17 protein-coding genes and 2 pseudogenes are annotated in these 15,182 nt (G+C 48.1%); 5 read left to right on the top strand and 14 right to left on the bottom strand.

Annotated elements, in window-relative coordinates; translation table 11 throughout:
* The 8 genes and pseudogenes from F569_RS19890 to hppD all read right to left on the bottom strand — a co-directional run.
* Positions 1-317: pseudogene (locus F569_RS19890) on the bottom strand (transposase); the annotation flags it as partial.
* Between the two features lie 19 nt (positions 318-336).
* A pseudogene (locus F569_RS20070) lies at positions 337-657 on the bottom strand (phage integrase central domain-containing protein); the annotation flags it as partial.
* Between the two features lie 481 nt (positions 658-1,138).
* Complete coding sequence (locus F569_RS0110500) at positions 1,139-3,073, bottom strand: ASKHA domain-containing protein (protein ID WP_026942174.1); 1,935 nt, start codon at positions 3,071-3,073, stop codon at positions 1,139-1,141.
* Positions 3,074-3,140: 67 nt separating this feature from the next.
* On the bottom strand, positions 3,141-3,830 hold the full coding sequence (locus tag F569_RS0110495; RefSeq protein WP_026942173.1) for a corrinoid protein: 690 nt from the start codon (positions 3,828-3,830) through the stop codon (positions 3,141-3,143).
* A gap of 89 nt (positions 3,831-3,919) precedes the next feature.
* Positions 3,920-4,561: a maleylacetoacetate isomerase gene (maiA, locus tag F569_RS0110490; protein WP_026942172.1), complete on the bottom strand. Its 642-nt coding sequence runs from the start codon at positions 4,559-4,561 to the stop codon at positions 3,920-3,922.
* Positions 4,562-5,572, bottom strand: coding sequence for a fumarylacetoacetate hydrolase family protein (locus F569_RS0110485; RefSeq protein WP_026942171.1), 1,011 nt, complete (start codon positions 5,570-5,572; stop codon positions 4,562-4,564).
* Entirely contained in the window at positions 5,573-6,130 is a 558-nt protein-coding gene (locus F569_RS0110480; protein ID WP_026942170.1) for a VOC family protein, read from the bottom strand.
* Positions 6,130-7,221: a 4-hydroxyphenylpyruvate dioxygenase gene (hppD, locus tag F569_RS0110475; protein WP_026942169.1), complete on the bottom strand. Its 1,092-nt coding sequence runs from the start codon at positions 7,219-7,221 to the stop codon at positions 6,130-6,132. Before hppD ends, F569_RS0110480 begins: the two co-directional genes overlap by 1 nt.
* A 115-nt stretch (positions 7,222-7,336) precedes the next feature.
* On the opposite strand from hppD, the gene F569_RS17540 reads away from it, so the two are divergent.
* The 4 genes from F569_RS17540 (at position 7,337) to F569_RS0110455 (ending at position 9,529) form a co-directional block, all read left to right on the top strand.
* Positions 7,337-7,783 (top strand): MarR family winged helix-turn-helix transcriptional regulator, encoded by a 447-nt coding sequence (locus F569_RS17540; RefSeq protein WP_051279734.1) that lies wholly within the window; start codon positions 7,337-7,339, stop codon positions 7,781-7,783.
* Positions 7,784-7,822: 39 nt separating this feature from the next.
* Positions 7,823-8,098, top strand: a complete 276-nt coding sequence (locus F569_RS0110465; RefSeq protein ID WP_051279790.1) for a DUF1289 domain-containing protein — start codon at positions 7,823-7,825, stop codon at positions 8,096-8,098.
* A gap of 54 nt (positions 8,099-8,152) precedes the next feature.
* Complete coding sequence (locus F569_RS17535; protein WP_051279732.1) at positions 8,153-8,590, top strand: DM13 domain-containing protein; 438 nt, start codon at positions 8,153-8,155, stop codon at positions 8,588-8,590.
* A 135-nt stretch (positions 8,591-8,725) separates the two neighbouring features.
* Positions 8,726-9,529, top strand: coding sequence for a glycerophosphodiester phosphodiesterase (locus F569_RS0110455; RefSeq protein ID WP_026942167.1), 804 nt, complete (start codon positions 8,726-8,728; stop codon positions 9,527-9,529).
* A 129-nt stretch (positions 9,530-9,658) separates the two neighbouring features.
* On the opposite strand, the gene F569_RS0110450 is transcribed toward F569_RS0110455, so the two are convergent.
* Both F569_RS0110450 and F569_RS0110445 read right to left on the bottom strand, forming a co-directional pair.
* Positions 9,659-10,357 (bottom strand): hypothetical protein, encoded by a 699-nt coding sequence (locus tag F569_RS0110450; protein ID WP_026942166.1) that lies wholly within the window; start codon positions 10,355-10,357, stop codon positions 9,659-9,661.
* A 6-nt stretch (positions 10,358-10,363) separates the two neighbouring features.
* Positions 10,364-11,089, bottom strand: coding sequence for a hypothetical protein (locus tag F569_RS0110445; protein WP_162143768.1), 726 nt, complete (start codon positions 11,087-11,089; stop codon positions 10,364-10,366).
* 607 nt (positions 11,090-11,696) lie between these two features.
* On the opposite strand from F569_RS0110445, the gene F569_RS19020 reads away from it, so the two are divergent.
* The gene (locus tag F569_RS19020) at positions 11,697-13,130 is read left to right on the top strand and encodes a CCXG family PEP-CTERM protein (protein ID WP_084168943.1); all 1,434 of its coding nucleotides are present in this window, start codon (positions 11,697-11,699) and stop codon (positions 13,128-13,130) included.
* Between the two features lie 2 nt (positions 13,131-13,132).
* Here F569_RS19020 and yacG read toward each other — a convergent pair whose 3' ends face one another.
* Genes yacG through infA form a run of 4 tightly spaced genes read right to left on the bottom strand, consistent with a single transcriptional unit; the run spans position 13,133 to position 15,164 of the window.
* A complete protein-coding gene (gene yacG, locus F569_RS17525; protein WP_034388191.1) occupies positions 13,133-13,330 on the bottom strand; it encodes a DNA gyrase inhibitor YacG in 198 nt (65 codons plus the stop codon).
* A complete protein-coding gene (locus F569_RS19015) occupies positions 13,327-14,343 on the bottom strand; it encodes a ribonuclease E/G (protein ID WP_051279728.1) in 1,017 nt (338 codons plus the stop codon). The genes yacG and F569_RS19015 overlap by 4 nt, the downstream gene beginning before the upstream one ends.
* On the bottom strand, positions 14,340-14,927 hold the full coding sequence (locus F569_RS0110420) for a Maf family protein (protein ID WP_034388188.1): 588 nt from the start codon (positions 14,925-14,927) through the stop codon (positions 14,340-14,342). Before F569_RS0110420 ends, F569_RS19015 begins: the two co-directional genes overlap by 4 nt.
* An 18-nt stretch (positions 14,928-14,945) precedes the next feature.
* Entirely contained in the window at positions 14,946-15,164 is a 219-nt protein-coding gene (infA, locus tag F569_RS0110415; RefSeq protein WP_026942163.1) for a translation initiation factor IF-1, read from the bottom strand.
* Between the last annotated feature and the right edge of the window lie 18 nt (positions 15,165-15,182).

The raw sequence follows: 15,182 nt of genomic DNA, 5'->3' as shown, positions 1-15,182 counted from the left end.
TGAGTTCTTTCTTTAGTACACCGCGTGCCTGTACATATAGACTTCGATATATAGTCTCATGCGATACGTGCTTTGGCGTCTCTCCTGGATACGTTCTCTTTAACCATCCTGCTATCTGCTGCGGTGACCATTTCTTTTGCAGTTTACGGGCAACAGTCTGCCTGAGGAAGGCGCTACGTGCAGCTTACACAATTTAGGACGACAGGCTCGTTCCCAAGCGCATTTGTCAGCCGCCGTAGCTATATAAAAGGCGAGACCGCCATGGCGTTCAACTTCGCGGCTTATCGTTGAAGGGGGCGCCCTAAGCTTCGCGCTATCAAAATTTTCTCGCCAAACAGCAGGATTAGGGTCTGACCTTAAACCAATTGTTTTTGCCCAAGCGAGAACAGCTTTAATGTATAACCGAGTGCGACTTGCTGTTTCAGTCTTAGTGAGCCACATTGGCTCTAAAATAGAATAAACATCGCGAGTTTCAATTTCCCCAATAGGGAATTTATGTAGCTTTTTAGCATGAGTATAGAGATTATAATGCCACCTCGAACGTGTCCGTTCAGTCTGAAAATATCCTGTTCTATCCTTTGATAAGGAAAAATCATCAAGGACATCCCCGAGATTCCTCAGAGTTTCACGCTGAACCTTAGTCTTTATTTTGACCACAGCTCTTGATTGAAGAGGGTCATGACCATCTTGTACCTGCTTTCGAGCAATATCAGCAGAATTACGCGCGCCAAATATATCATTCAGCGGAGATAATGTTCAATGCCCCACATCTCTCCTTCGGCCGTCAATCATATATCTGAATATCCAAGTTTCTAAGCCAGATTTTCTGACCATCAAATACAATCCACCCCCATAGTTATGCCTGCCTGGCTCGGTAACACCTTTCACGAGAGTTCGATTTAGTTTATGTCTCGCACCTGTCATGACGCTTTCCCAGTTCATTCTTAGGCCATTTTTACGAAAATCCGTCCCTCAATCGGCCCCTCATTTCAATGCAACGAACTAGAACTAAAATAAACAGAAAGCATCAACAAAAACATTTAAGATACTGTTTTATATCACTTATTTTAATTATTTGAAACCAAGAAAAACCCCGAATTTATTTCAGGTTCGGGCACCATTTCTTTAGTTAAATATATTATCTTGCGCGTCGGCGGCCTCTTGTTTTTCCGCCTGTTGGCGCGCTTGCCGTTGGGAATTTCATGGCGCTTACGAAATAGTCTTGAAATTTTGGTTCTAAAGCTGTTTCAATTTTTTCGACGTCTTTAATGGCGGCGATTATTGCCTCGCGGTCTTTCACGTTTAAAAGGGCCATGGCCGCGCCCATGCCAGCGGCATTACCTACCGAGCTTATAATCTCCGCACTCGCCATCGGGACAATGCCAATTTCGGCGACATATTTGCTATCAAGATGTGTGCCAAAGGCCCCTGCCAACAAGACCTCATCAAAATGCTGACAATCCAATGTTTCGGCAAGGAGTTGCGCTCCGGCAAAAAGCGCAGCTTTGGCCAGTTGTACCGCGCGAATATCGGTTTGCTTAACGATGATGGGATTGCCGGGCTGGTCCAACAAAAGATAGGTCCAGACATTGCCCTCTTGAGAAAAGCGGTGCGGGGCCGCTTCGGGTTTGAACAACCCGCTTTGATCAAGCAACCCGGCATTAGCCATTTCGACCATCACTTCGAAAATACCAGACCCGCAAATTCCGACGACATTGCGGCCTTCGAGGCTACCGTCACTATCAGCAATCCAATCGTCATGGCCGATGATTTTGACTTTGGCATCTTTGGTTACAGGATCAATGCGTACGCGTTCAATCGCGCCCAAGGTTGCCCTCACCCCTGAACTGATTTCCGCACCCTCTAGGGCTGGACCGGTAGGCGATGAAGCCGCCGCGACCTTTCCATTATGGGAGAGGACAATCTCAGCATTGGTGCCAATATCCACCAATAAGACTGAGCGGTCTTTCATGCGCTCGATTTGTGTTAAATAAGCCGCCGAAGTATCGGCTCCGACATGTCCGCCAATCAGCGGGAAAAGCGAGACCTGCGCGGCATCACTTAAGCCTAGGCCGAGCTCATTCGCAGGTATATCAATCCAATCCTTCACAGCCAGTGTAAAAGGCGCAACACCAAGATTGACGGGGTTAGCCCCAATGAAAAGGTGATGCATAATAGGGTTGCCGACGCATATCAGATCAAGAAACTGGTCAAGCTTTATATCCAGAGCCTCGACCGCCCCCGCTAACATCTCACGGATTTGCGTTCGAATCGTCTCCGTCAGGCGCTCATCACCGCCCTTATTCATCATGATATAAGAGACGCGGCTCATAAGGTCTTCGCCGAAACGTATTTGTGGGTTCATCGCCGCTTTCTCATAAGCTAGCTCGCCCGTCGTAAGGTTAAACACATAGAGTGCGATAGAGGTCGAGCCTATATCAATCGCGCCGCCATATAGGTCACCGGCCATGGGTGGCCAGACATCAATGATAGTCTTACCAGCTCTCACAACGACAATGACATTGCGCTCATGACGCCGCAATATCTCTTGTAGCTTGACCACCATTTTATGAGAGGGATGTAAGTTTAAGCCATGCTCATTTCGCAGGGTATTGACCAAAGCTTCGCTATCTACAGGGTTTTCCTCCAATGTCGGCTCAGGCAATTTCACCATATAGAGCCGCACAGACGGATTTAGCTCCGTCTCAAACTTTGTGCTTTTCTTTTCAATGGAGGTTTCGCGTTCTTGTGAGTCCGCAGGAATATTGACGACCAAGTCGCCATAAATCTTTGTACGGCAAGAGAGACGCCGCCCCTCAGGCAGCTCCCTATCATGAATGGCTTTTTTCTCAGTCGGAGACAGCTTTGAATAATGGCTCTCAGCAACATCCATTTTAAACTTAGCATGCTTGCCCGTATCAATTTCTATTTGGCAGCGTTTGCATAATCCCTTGCCGCCGCAGATAGACTGAATGTCTATACCGCGTTTCAGGCCGACCTCATAAACGGTTTCGCCGTCTTCGGCAGTCGCTGTGATTCCTGACGGCGTAAATATGAGCGTATGCGTTGTCATAAGGCTAAGCTTTTATAGTGGACATACCTTCCTTTGGCGTGAAACAGAGGGATATTGCAATGCATATTTACCGGTTCAGGCCGAGCAATGTTTTAGCCATTTCAGCACTCACAGCGGCATCGCGCCCATAGCCATCAGCCTTTATGGCATCCGCAAATTCTTGGTTGAGCGGCGCACCACCGCAGATGATTGACATATCTTTGCGCAATCCTGCTTTTTCCATCTCTTCGATCACCACGGCCATATATGGCATCGTCGTTGTCAGCAAAGCAGACATACCCACAATATCAGGCTCATGCGTGTCTATCGCGCGGTGAAACTCATCCCAATCCGTATTGATGCCAAGATCAAAAACTTCGAAGCCCGCCCCTTCGAGCATCATGCCAACCAAGTTCTTCCCGATATCGTGAATATCACCCTTCACTGTCCCAATAACGACGGTTCCTGTCGATTTTTGGTCATCCGACGCGGCTAATATGGGGCGAATGAGCCCCATGCCGCCTTTCATGGCATTAGCGGCAGACAAGACTTCGGGTACAAATAAAATACCATCGCGAAAGTCTTCGCCGACAAAACGCATACCTTCGACAAGTGCATCGTTGAGCACCATATTGGCATCCCACCCCCGATCGAGGAGGATTTGAGTACCCTCCGTGACCTCAGGAATCATGCCGTCATAAAGGTCATCCTGCATTTGTTGAACAAGCTCATTATCGTCTAAATCTTTGAGGATTATTTCGGCGTCTTGATCGCTCACTTGCCACTCCATTTATATGATATAAAATTTTCTTTATATCTAAAAGAGGCTTAAGTCCAATGCTTTATGATAGTTTGCATTAGCAATTTTTATGGCGTGGCGTCGGCTTGGTTTCCTGGCGCAGCTTTGATGAAGGCGGGGTGCTCGCAGCATAATGCATCAATTTCTTTGAGCTTCGGAAACTGGTCCATATCAACACCGAAACGTCGCGCATTATAGGTTTGCGGGACAAGACAGCATTCAAAGAAGCGCGGTTCATGCGTCATGAAATATGGCGTGTCATATGTCTGCGCAGTTTTTTCAAGCGCGGTAAAGCCTTGTGTAATCCAATGGGCAGCCCATTTCTTTGCTCCCTCACCGTCTTGGCCGTGTTCGGCTTTGATATAGTTCAGAACGGATAAGTTTTGGATGGGCGAAATATCCGACGCAATGGTCAGCGACGCCGCCAAGATCTTTGAGCGCAAGACAGCATCCGCTGGCATTAAGGCGGGTTCTCGGAAGGTCGCATCAAGATAATCCATGATTGCGAGAGATTGGGTGAGCTGCGTGCCGTCTTCTAATTCCAAAACAGGAACGAAGCCTTGGGCATTACGGGATATGTGCGCCCCGCCCTTTTGCTCACCCTCTCGTAAATTGACTGCAATATGCTCGGCCTCAACGCCTTTTAGCGCAAGGGCGATGCGCACGCGGTAACTCGCAGAGCTGCGCCAATATCCGTAAAGCTTCATCATTTAGCCGTCATACTTTTCGACGTGGTTCTCAATACGGCCAAAGATTGACTTACCGTCTGCGTCATTCATTTCAATACCGACTTTATCGCCAAAACGCATAAAGGGCGTGATGAATTCGCCAGTCTGAATTTTCTCAATCATACGGATTTCAGCGATACAGCTATAGCCGACACCACCATCTTCGATTTTCTTGCCCTCACCGCCTTCAAACTTATTGGAGACTGTACCTGAGCCAATAATCGTACCTGCACAGAGGTGGCGAGTTTTTGCCGCATGGGCCACAAGCTCGCCCATATGGAAGGTCATGTCGGTTTTGACATTGGCTTTGCCGAAAGCTTTGCCGTTATAATCCACGAGCAACGGCAAATCGATAGTGCCCTCGCCCCAAGCTTTAATTTCATCCGGCGTCACCGCGACGGGCGAAAAGGCGCAAGAGGCCTTACTCTGCACAAAGCCAAAACCCTTAGCGAGTTCGCCGGGGATGAGGCCGCGCAGGGATACGTCATTGACGAGCATGATGAGTTTGATGTGATTCATCGCATCGGCGGCTGAGACCCCAATCGGCACATCATCGGTGATGACAACAATTTCAGCTTCCATATCAATGCCGTAAGCTTCATCAGCCGCCACAATCGCGTCACGCGGGCCGATAAAGGTGTCAGAGCCGCCCTGATACATGAGCGGGTCGTCGTAAAAGCTCTCAGGCACAGTGGCGCCGCGGGCTTTGCGGACAAGTTCCACATGGTTCAAATAAGCCGAGCCATCGAGCCATTGATAGGCGCGCGGCAGAGGCGATTCACATTCGGCTTGGTCAAAGGGCTCACCTTCAATCTCGCCTGCGCAAAGCATTTCGCATTTCGCCGCAAGTTGAGGCTGAACCTCAGCCCAATTATCCAGCGCCTCTTGCAATGTTTCGGCTATGTCGGCCACCGCTGTGTAGCGTTTCAAATCACGTGAAACGACAATCAATTGTCCATCCCGCGTTCCGTCTTTTAATGTCGCAAGTTTCATTTAATTAGCCTTCGTCTCTTCTGCAATTTTCTCGTGAAGCCAAGCCGCGTGACGTGGCGCTTTCTTTGTCTCGCTCCATTCCTTCAGCATATCAGGGGCTACAGCGCGTAAGTCGGCCATTTGTTCCGGCGTGTGGATATTCGCCGCGAGTTCAAGGCGGTGTCCATTCGGGTCAAAGAAATAGATGCTCTTAAATATCCCGTGATGAGTCGGGCCGAGCACCTCTATATCCGCCGCTTCCAAGCTGTCTTTTGCCGCCAAAAGCTCATCCAAACTCCCGACGCGTAGCGCGATATGTTGCACCCATTCCGGCGTATTGCGGTCACGGTCCATATCGGGCTGTTCGGGCAGCTCAAAGAAGGCCAGCACATTGTCATTTCCCGCATCGAGGAAGATATGCATATAAGGGTCATAAGCGCCCGTGCTTGGCACATGATCTTCGGCAATGGCGAGCTGAAAATCCATATTCAGATGCGCCGTATAAAACTCCACCGTCTCTTTGGCATCACGGCACCGATAAGCCACGTGGTGAAATCCGTCTGTTTTGATAGTGTTCATTACGCCGTCTCCAACACGCCGCGCTCAACTTGATCGCGTTCTATGGATTCGAAGAGCGCTTTAAAATTGCCTTCGCCAAAGCCGTCTTTATAATCGCCGACGCGCTGAATAAATTCGAAAAATACAGGACCGACTTGGGGTTCTGCGAAGATTTGCAGGAGCAGACGCGGTGCGCCGCCATCTGTTGTGCCGTCTAGCAAGATGCCGCGCGATTTCAGGGCCGCCTCGTCTCGCCCATGATCTGGCAGACGCTCGGAGAGCATTTTGTAATAAGTCTCAGGCGGAGCCGTCATAAAAGGAACACCTCTGGCTTTCAGCTTATCCCAAGCTTCAACAATATCATCACAAATCAGCGCAATATGCTGAATGCCCTCACCGTTAAATTCACGCAGGAATTCCTCGATCTGGCCGCCGCCGCTCTTGCCCTCTTCATTGAGCGGAATACGGATCTTCCCATCCGGCGCGGTTAGCGCTTTGGAGGTCAGCCCCGTATACTCACCCTTAATGTCGAAATAGCGGATTTCTTGGAAATTAAAGAGCGTCTCATAAAAATCAGCCCAGTATTTCATCCGTCCGCCATAAACATTATGCGTCAGGTGATCGATGAGTTTGAACCCACAGCCTTCAGGATGGCGGTCAACACCGTCCAGATATTCAAAGTCGATATCATAGATAGAGAGTTCGCCCTTCCCGCTATCGTAACGATCCGTCAGATAGATGATGGAATTGCCGATGCCGCGAATGCCAGGAATATGCAATTCCATAGGCCCTGTATTCATCTTAACAGGCTCACCGCCCTGCTTAATCAAATGATCATAGGCTTTGTTCACGTCTTTAACGCGAAAACCCATGCCGCAAGCACTCGGCCCATGTTCACGCGCGAAGTAAAAAGCCGCGCTGTTAGGCTCATAATTTGTAATCAAATTGATACCGCCCTGACGCCAGAGATCCACATCCTTGGAACGATGCTTAGCGACAAGTTCAAATCCCATCGTCTCGAAGATAGGCTCCAGAACGCCGCGCTCAGGCGCTGAAAATTCGATAAACTCGAACCCATCAAGTCCGGCGGGATTTTCAAATAAGTCAGCCATATTACGCTCCTATATCTTATGGTATGCCTAGGCAGAATCGCACCTCGGGATTGGTTGTGATAACAACTAATCATTATTTGTTGCACTTGCAACCTTTTTCTTACATAAGGTGAGCATGAATAAAGAACAAATGCCCCTCATTACCTTGGATGATTTTTGGCCTTACCAAGCCGTAGTCCTAGCAGACCAAATTAGCCGCCATACGCTTAGCGTTGTCAAAGCTGAGGCGGGGCTAAACCTAAGCCAATGGCGGGTCCTCGCGGCTGTCGCGGAACAACCGGGCCGCACCGCCGCAGATGTCACCGCCATAACGCCTATGGATAAAACCATTGTCAGCCGCGCCGTCAGCTCACTTATAGAAGAGGGTTTGATCAGCAAAATATCAGACGTCAACGATAAGCGGCGCTCCTCACTTTCTACCACACAGTCCGGTCAGGATATTTATACCAGAGTAGCCGCACGTCTGAATGCCACTTTAATGGGAGATACGCCCCGCGATGCAAGTCCTCAGGAATTCACGCTTATGCTAAAAGCTTATAGCGAAAAATTACGCACGCTTTAGCGGATTGCAAAAAGATCATACTGTCTCTATGTGGATTTTATGACTGATAAATCCACAGAAGAACTTTCGTTAGAACCCGAAGACAGTCCGTGTCAGCTCGTCTGTTCAATGGAGCGCGAAAGCGGACATTGTTTTGGCTGCGGCCGCACACAGGACGAAATATCTTACTGGACACTCAAAACACCCGCAGAACGTCAAGCCATATTGGCGGAACTCCCGGCGCGCATGCCGCCCTTGATCAAATTACGCGAAGAACGCCGCGCAAAACGGCGCGTGAATAAACGTCGCCGTCCCTCCGGGTCTGCCTCTGACTGATATTTCACGCACACGTGACTTTCCTGTTTAACGCCAGTCTGGCATGACGCTTTTATGAAATTACTTATCAAAATAACGCTCGCTGCAACATTATCCTTCGGCTTATTAGGCAGTGCCTTAACGTATAGCACGGCTCAAGCTTCGGCAGAGAGCCAAGCACCTGCGACATTTGTCAAAAAACGCTATAATATTAAAGGCACATGGAATGTGTCTGAGGAAGACGGACAAAAAATCATCCGTTTTAGTGACGATTTCAAAACCAAAGGCGGCCCAGACCTTAAGATCTATTTATCTTCCAGCACGATATCAGAATTAGATAGCGGAAATGTTGAATCCACCTCGCAAAAACTGGGCATTTTAAAGTCTAATCGCGGAGCCCAAAGCTACATCATCCCGGAAGACATCAATCTGTCAGAGTTTAAAAGCGTCGTCATTCACTGCGAGGCTTTCTCGGTTCTCTGGGGCGGCTTTGATATCGCGAAAACGCCTTAAGCGTTTTCGAGAAACATATCATAGAAAACCATAAATGATAAAAAAAACAGGCACTCTTAGCCTATTATTTTTAAACACTAAATCTATGAAATGCATACCCTTCCCGTAAAGCTCTACCTCTGCTAACCATTACCCATGGTATCACTCTCCAACCTCATCTCCCACCGTTTTCGGGGATTCGCGCCCCATGAAAATACGGTTCAAGGCCTAATCGCCGCATTGGATTTTGGTGTCCTCAATCTGGAATTTGATATTCGCGTGGCCAAATGCGGCACACCGATGATCTATCACGATGAATATGCGCTGGATAAAATCGGAACAGCTCACCGCCTCAGCGATGTCATGGCCCGTGATTATGCAGCGCTTGGCGGCCTCTTTTCCCATATGCCAACCGCAGAGATGCTTTTTGCCGCCATGGGCGCACACCCCAATAAGGATGCGCGTTTTCTTATCGATATTAAGGATGCAGGCTTTGAGGCTGAAATCCACGCCCTTGTCATGCTCAATCGATTAGGCGGCCGCGTGATTTATGTCTCATGGGTTCCCGAAGCGCTTTACACCATGCATGATATCGCGCCTGAGGCTGATTTCTGCCTGTCCCATTGGTGCCAAAGCCCCGACGCTAAGACCCGCAAAGTTCATAAGGTCTTTAAAGCCAAATTGGGCCATATAAAACGCCCGCGCCGCAAAAAAGTGCATGGCGAACGTTCAGGGTGGTTCGTGGACGGCCCGTTGCGCGGCGAGCTGCGCGATATCGTGACCTCAGTCTGCGTCCCTCAAGCCATGGTCTCCCGCGCCCTCGTAGACGATTACCATAAAGACGGCATAGAGGTCAGCACTTTCAGTTATATCGATTGGGAGCACATAAACCGCCAAAAAGAACGCTTCAATATCGACACCTATTTCATTGATAATAAACGCGTTTTTGATGAAGCTTGATATGATTGATTTTGCAGCTCTCTTTGACATTAGATAAGCGGCTTAAGTCGCTCGATAACAGCCACTCGCGTTTCTTCTCAGATGGGGGCAGAGCGGACATACGGGGCTGAGGACTTTTTTTTGATTAGATTATGCATCGGCTGATTCAATTTCTCCGATAGCCTTAAGGAATAAATCTGCGTATGTATTATCTACAAGTGGTATATTAGCGTCACCCATACTATCTGTTCCTCTGGTCAATCCAACAGATTGATAACGCAATAACCTTGGCAATCTATAATAAGCTCTATAGTCACTTATATTAGTGCGACCTAACACTGGACGGATAACGGACTTGTTCTCAGGAGACAGTATTTTTGAGTCTTGACTTGCAGGCTTTAATAGCTCGATTTCTTTCATCGTTAAGGTTTGTACGATCGCCAAAAAATCGAAATATGACTCCCTAATCATTTCATTCGCAATCGCAGATGATATTAAGTTTCCAATATAACTTGCACGCTTTTGCGAGTCGGCATTTTGGATAGCGTGAAATAGAGACTCGTTAAAATACTCTTCGCCATGTTCGCTTTTCAAATTTTCAAAAACTTGTTCAAGTAGAGTAGGGCTAATTACTCCGCTTTCTAAGTCATGCAATATTACTTCTGCTGCTCTAATAGTTTTCCTGAAAATAAATTTATCGGTATTTGAGAATGCCCCTTTAGCAATTTCAGTACTTACTGTGCTGATAGGTACACCGCCAAAAACAAAGAGGTCGATCAAGGCAGGAACAACGGCAGCCCCGTCTAATGTGAGTGCCTTTGATGTTTTTTGGATTATTTCTCGGGGCATGTGATACTACACTTTAAATCGGCCCAGGATGCGGGCATCGTCCTCTTGGTGAGAAGCTAGGGTCAGCAACTGTATTTTGTCACCTAATTTTTGAAACACAATCCACTCGCCAGTCATCTCTTTTCGTTCAATTCTCCTTTGCTGAGAAACAACCGTGGCATGATGTGCTAGAAATCTACTATGCTCGTCGTTAAATAATTGAGTCCCATCAAAGGGACCAAAACGGTCTATAAATGCTTTCATCAACCAATCATCGTTCTTTAGTTCATTCAAGATGTTGGTCGCCATTCCACTTATTGATGCATCATCAACGTGTTTGTACCAAAGGCCTTTCAGCACTTTTCCTTTGTATTGTCTTGCAGGCTTTAAGGCGTCTTTTTTCTCACTTGAAAGGTTGACGAAGGAATCCATCAGCATGTTGTAATGAAATCCGACTGTATGATATCTGAACTCCTTCTTATCTTTTGGATTGTCACGGTGAAATATCAACTCTGCTCCGGCGAGGATTAGAAGAAGCTGGGTTAGTAAAGTGGGGTGAATTATGATGTTCTCTAGAAGAGATAAATCATCCGCCAAAAGCTCTTGAGCCCATTCCAGCCCACCATTATTGAATTCCTTATGTATTCTAAATAGGGCTTCAAATTCCTGTTGCTCGTTATCAGCCGTGACAGCGGTTTGAGCTTTTCCAAGCCTAAAGCCTTTCTCATCAGCTTTGGACAATGTGTAGTTCATCTCAATCATTATCAAAATATGGGTTGTGATTTGAAAGTTTCAATTCAAGCTATGCCTAATATACAAACTTTATTTGGCATAACTGAAGAAGAGGTTCTAAAATCTAACGTCCGCTAAAAGGATGTTTCCACAAAATCTGTATTACTTAAAATCGCCCCAAATAACCCGCTAAACTAACATATGATTTTGGGGAGTTAGACACTTCAATCCTTGTCTAAATTTGCTAAAATCATAAGCTTGACTGACTTTTAAAATACTCAATCCTCGTGCCCACCAAGCTATGCTAAACTGCGCTCGTTCCTCCTTTTTGGACAGGCAATCGCGTAAGTTTGTTGATAGGGGGACGGTGAGGTTAAGCACCGCGAATTACGCGCGCGGAAAGCTGGCTTCGGTGTAAGTCACTTGAGACGCCGCCGATAAAATCACCGCCGCAGGGCCTCTCCTTGTGTTTATAGTTATCCCAGGCGTGCCTCAAGGCGAACGCCCTGCGGACGTCCATTTATTTGGACATGAGTTAGATGTTTGGTTTTCATTTAAAAAAAACCGAGTCAACCTGCAGCATAGCTGTATCTACAGACCCAATCTCTTAAGGCTTTCTTATCACCTCATGCGAATACTCTTAAACATGTGGCAGTATCAGCTGAAATCTGATGGGAGAAAGTTACTTTCAAATCTTCTGATTTGTATGGTGATCACGGTCTTTTCATTCCCTTATTCCACCGCGAAAGCGGAATGGGCCGAGCAAAGCTGTCGTTTTCCGCACCGCATACCCGTAACAATTACCGCCTCCGCAACAGGTCATAATACAGAGACCCGCATAGATCTTGAAAGCGCTGACTTTCCATCAGCCTATATTTTCTCGCCACTTGGAAATGATGTACGGGTCTTTCAAAGCGATGATACTACCCCCGTAGATTTTGTTGTCACGGCGTGGGATGATGTCGCGCGGCGCGGAACACTATATGTTCGTTTGCCCGCAATCTCCTCAGGCGCATCGGAGACAATTTATATCTACTTAGGTGATAATGGCCTCGGATCCGGTAGCAATGCCTCTATCGTCTTTCCAGATATTGGTATGAGGCTTCGTAGCCGCATATCAACGGTAGACCCGGTCAGCCCTGCAGATGCCCTCGCCGCTTTTACCGCTGCAACAGTTGACGTGGACAATTCCGTTCGGCCTTCCATTTCCGGCCTAAATAACCGCGCTGTCGGCGGGACAAATGGCGATTATGGGTGGTGTGTGAGTGCTGTTTTAAATGTGACTCCCGCCACAGCTGGTGTTTGGGGCTTCAGATATGGCGCCGACTTTGGCCGCGGAGGACATCTTTATGTACGCGGCCAGGAATTAGAGGAACAATGGAATGATGATCTTTGGTGGGCGAATAATTATGCGAATACGGCAGAAACACTCGAAGGCACTGTGAACCTTCCAGTGGGGTGGCACCGCTATGAAGCACTCGGTTTTGAAGGGTGTTGCGATGGCCCCACTGGGTTTCAAGCTATGGCTCCCGGCGGAACATGGCAGGACCTATCCTCGGCAAACTTCCCGCTTCGCGCTTCACAATGCGTAAACCCATCGGCAACAGTTACGGTGAGTGCGCATGAGAGCTGTTCCAATACGCTCGGCGCTTTAAAAACCGTAGAGATAGATGCTTCAAGTCCATCCCCATATGCAATTCCGGGAGCAATTGTGCGTTATGATTTGAATGTCATCAATGAAGGCATCTCTGTTGATAGTAATACGCTCACCCTCACAGATGTTTTTCCCGAAGATGTAGCTCTGGTGACGTCAGCCCCAGGGGCATTTAATTTTACAGATGGCCCGCACATTTCAGGGCTAAGCTTTAATTATAACGGCGCTGCGGATATGACGGACAGCGTTGAATTTTCAGTTGACGGCACTGACTTTACTTATGTTCCAAATGTGCCGACGGACACCGATGTGACTCATGTGCGTTTCAACCCCTCTGGTACATTTAATCCAAATGATGCCGGGGACAAGCCAAGCTTTACAATCAGTATTCTGGGCGAAGTCAGGTAGTTCTAATCCAAATCTCGAAATGTAATATCTGCATCGGGGCTTGTGTCATTGGCCGCAATTGTGGCCTCACCATCAGTCCCCGGGATGGCGTAATTACCCTTCAGCCAACGCCCAAGATCAATATCAGAGCAGCGTTTAGAACAGAATGGCCGCGCCGCTGCATTAGAAGGCTTTTTACATATGGGACATTTATCTTTCATCGATCCGCCACAATTCCAGGTGTGCCGCCAGCAATCACCTCAAATCTCGCGCCAAAACGCTGTGTGAGCGCCGCTTTCCAATCAATATGCCCGTCCTCAAGCCAGTTCATCACATGATGGCGCACGGTCATCGTCAGCTTCGCACCGGGATGGGCTCGGCCCTCTCGCTCCAATTGACGCAGGGCCCGAAGGGCAACTGTTTCAGTCGTAGGACGACCTATGCGATTATTCAGCACTTCATCCAGAGAAAGTTCAGGTTTGAATCGCGTCAGTTCCAAAACACCAAAGCGGGACAATGGCGCAAGTTTAACATTATTGGGGTCATCGGCGAAAGCTCGTTCAGCTGCTTTAAAGACAGTATTGCGCTGACGCGGCTGACGTAAATTAGGCAGATCAATGACAATCAAACCACCCAATCCGCGCAGACGCAATTCATGCGCAATCATCGGGAGCGCAGCCATACAAACATCAAAGCTGCTCACGGCGGTGCCTTTATCGACATCAATCGCAACAAGCGCGCGGGTGCGTTCAAGGCTAATCGTTCCGCCGCCTTTGATAGCGAGCTCCGTTTCCGTCGCATCGTCAATGACTGATACGGTAGCCTCCGCAAACTCTATGCCCTCATACCGTTTCGCGAGCATTGTCTTTAAGTCGTCACCCGAAAGTTTTGCAGGTTTCTTTTCTTGAGTCAGCTGCTTAAATTTAAGAACGGGGCCTTTGCCGATTTCGGTGGCCTTCGAGACTTCGAACTCAGCCATTTGGCCTTCCGTAAATCGCGGAGCGTTAGGCGAATTCGTAAACTTGAAAAGGCCATCATGTTCGGTGCCAATGTCAATAAAGGCCCCGCCCATGCTTTGGTCAATTTTGGACACGCGGCCAGCAAAGATATCACCTTGGCGGGGCTTACCGGTATCGGTTTCGCGGCGCACATAAAGCTCTACAAGCTTACGGCCTTCATATATGCCCGCGCGGGTTTCCCCGATAGCCTCTTCGATCACGCAACGTCTTTTCATCTTAGATATCCCGCACCTTGCAACAGGTTTCGCGTTTCAAAAAGCGGCAGACCTACAACATTGGAGTAAGAGCCTATAAGTTTAGAAATATATCCCTCAGCAGAGCCTTGAATGCCATAACCTCCGGCTTTGCCTTGCCATTCACCGCTTGCGAGATAGTCCTCAAGCTCGGGTTTGGATAAGCGTTTCATTGTTAATCGAGTCTCCACGACGCGCGACAACATATCCCCATCAGCCTTGATAACGGCAACACCTGTGAAGACGCGATGTCCTCTGCCCGAAAGCAAGTCTAAGCAATAGCGGGCTTCATCAATCGTTTCGGCCTTGGGCAGAATGCGCCGACCGACACCCACAACTGTGTCAGCTGCTAAGATGATTTTATCGGGATTACTTCCAGCAACTTTGGCGGCTTTTTCTTGGGATAATCGCAGGGCATGCTCACGTGGGACTTCGCCCTCGATTGGGTCCTCATTTATATCAGCAGGACTGACGTAATCAGGAATTATACCGATTTGGGAAAGCAATGACAAACGCCGTGGCGATTGGCTAGCGAGTATCAATACGGGAGTGCCGCTCATTGCCATTCAAGCAAGGCGAACAAGCTATTTGAAGCGGTATGTGATACGACCTTTGGTCAGGTCGTAAGGTGTCATTTCGACGGTAACCTTATCACCCGCAAGAACGCGAATACGGTTTTTACGCATGCGGCCCGCTGTGTGGGCAATGATCTCATGATCGTTAATCAATTTCACGCGGAATGTTGCATTGGGCAGAAGTTCAATGACTTCGCCTTCAAATTCCAATAGTTCTTCTTTAGCCAAATCTAATCCTTCATAAAG

This window comes from Hellea balneolensis DSM 19091, assembly GCF_000428525.1.
In the GTDB taxonomy this organism is placed as follows: Bacteria; Pseudomonadota; Alphaproteobacteria; order Caulobacterales; family Maricaulaceae; genus Hellea; species Hellea balneolensis.
Note: the sequence above shows the minus strand (reverse complement) of the source record. Positions and strands in the feature narration are given on the sequence as shown.

Excerpts from the sequence above, each read along its gene's own strand:
- F569_RS0110485 (WP_026942171.1), bottom strand. The coding sequence starts at position 5,572 with ATGAAACTTGCGACATTAAAAGACGGAACGCGGGATGGACAATTGATT.
- F569_RS0110480 (WP_026942170.1), bottom strand. The coding sequence starts at position 6,130 with ATGAACACTATCAAAACAGACGGATTTCACCACGTGGCTTATCGGTGC.
- F569_RS19020 (WP_084168943.1), top strand. The coding sequence starts at position 11,697 with ATGCGAATACTCTTAAACATGTGGCAGTATCAGCTGAAATCTGATGGG.
- F569_RS0110420 (WP_034388188.1), bottom strand. The coding sequence starts at position 14,927 with ATGGCAATGAGCGGCACTCCCGTATTGATACTCGCTAGCCAATCGCCA.
- F569_RS0110455 (WP_026942167.1), top strand. The coding sequence starts at position 8,726 with ATGGTATCACTCTCCAACCTCATCTCCCACCGTTTTCGGGGATTCGCG.
- F569_RS17540 (WP_051279734.1), top strand. The coding sequence starts at position 7,337 with ATGAATAAAGAACAAATGCCCCTCATTACCTTGGATGATTTTTGGCCT.
- hppD (WP_026942169.1), bottom strand. The coding sequence starts at position 7,221 with ATGGCTGACTTATTTGAAAATCCCGCCGGACTTGATGGGTTCGAGTTT.
- F569_RS0110500 (WP_026942174.1), bottom strand. The coding sequence starts at position 3,073 with ATGACAACGCATACGCTCATATTTACGCCGTCAGGAATCACAGCGACT.
- F569_RS0110450 (WP_026942166.1), bottom strand. The coding sequence starts at position 10,357 with ATGCCCCGAGAAATAATCCAAAAAACATCAAAGGCACTCACATTAGAC.
- maiA (WP_026942172.1), bottom strand. The coding sequence starts at position 4,561 with ATGATGAAGCTTTACGGATATTGGCGCAGCTCTGCGAGTTACCGCGTG.
- F569_RS0110465 (WP_051279790.1), top strand. The coding sequence starts at position 7,823 with ATGACTGATAAATCCACAGAAGAACTTTCGTTAGAACCCGAAGACAGT.
- F569_RS19015 (WP_051279728.1), bottom strand. The coding sequence starts at position 14,343 with ATGAAAAGACGTTGCGTGATCGAAGAGGCTATCGGGGAAACCCGCGCG.
- F569_RS17535 (WP_051279732.1), top strand. The coding sequence starts at position 8,153 with ATGAAATTACTTATCAAAATAACGCTCGCTGCAACATTATCCTTCGGC.
- yacG (WP_034388191.1), bottom strand. The coding sequence starts at position 13,330 with ATGAAAGATAAATGTCCCATATGTAAAAAGCCTTCTAATGCAGCGGCG.
- F569_RS0110445 (WP_162143768.1), bottom strand. The coding sequence starts at position 11,089 with ATGAACTACACATTGTCCAAAGCTGATGAGAAAGGCTTTAGGCTTGGA.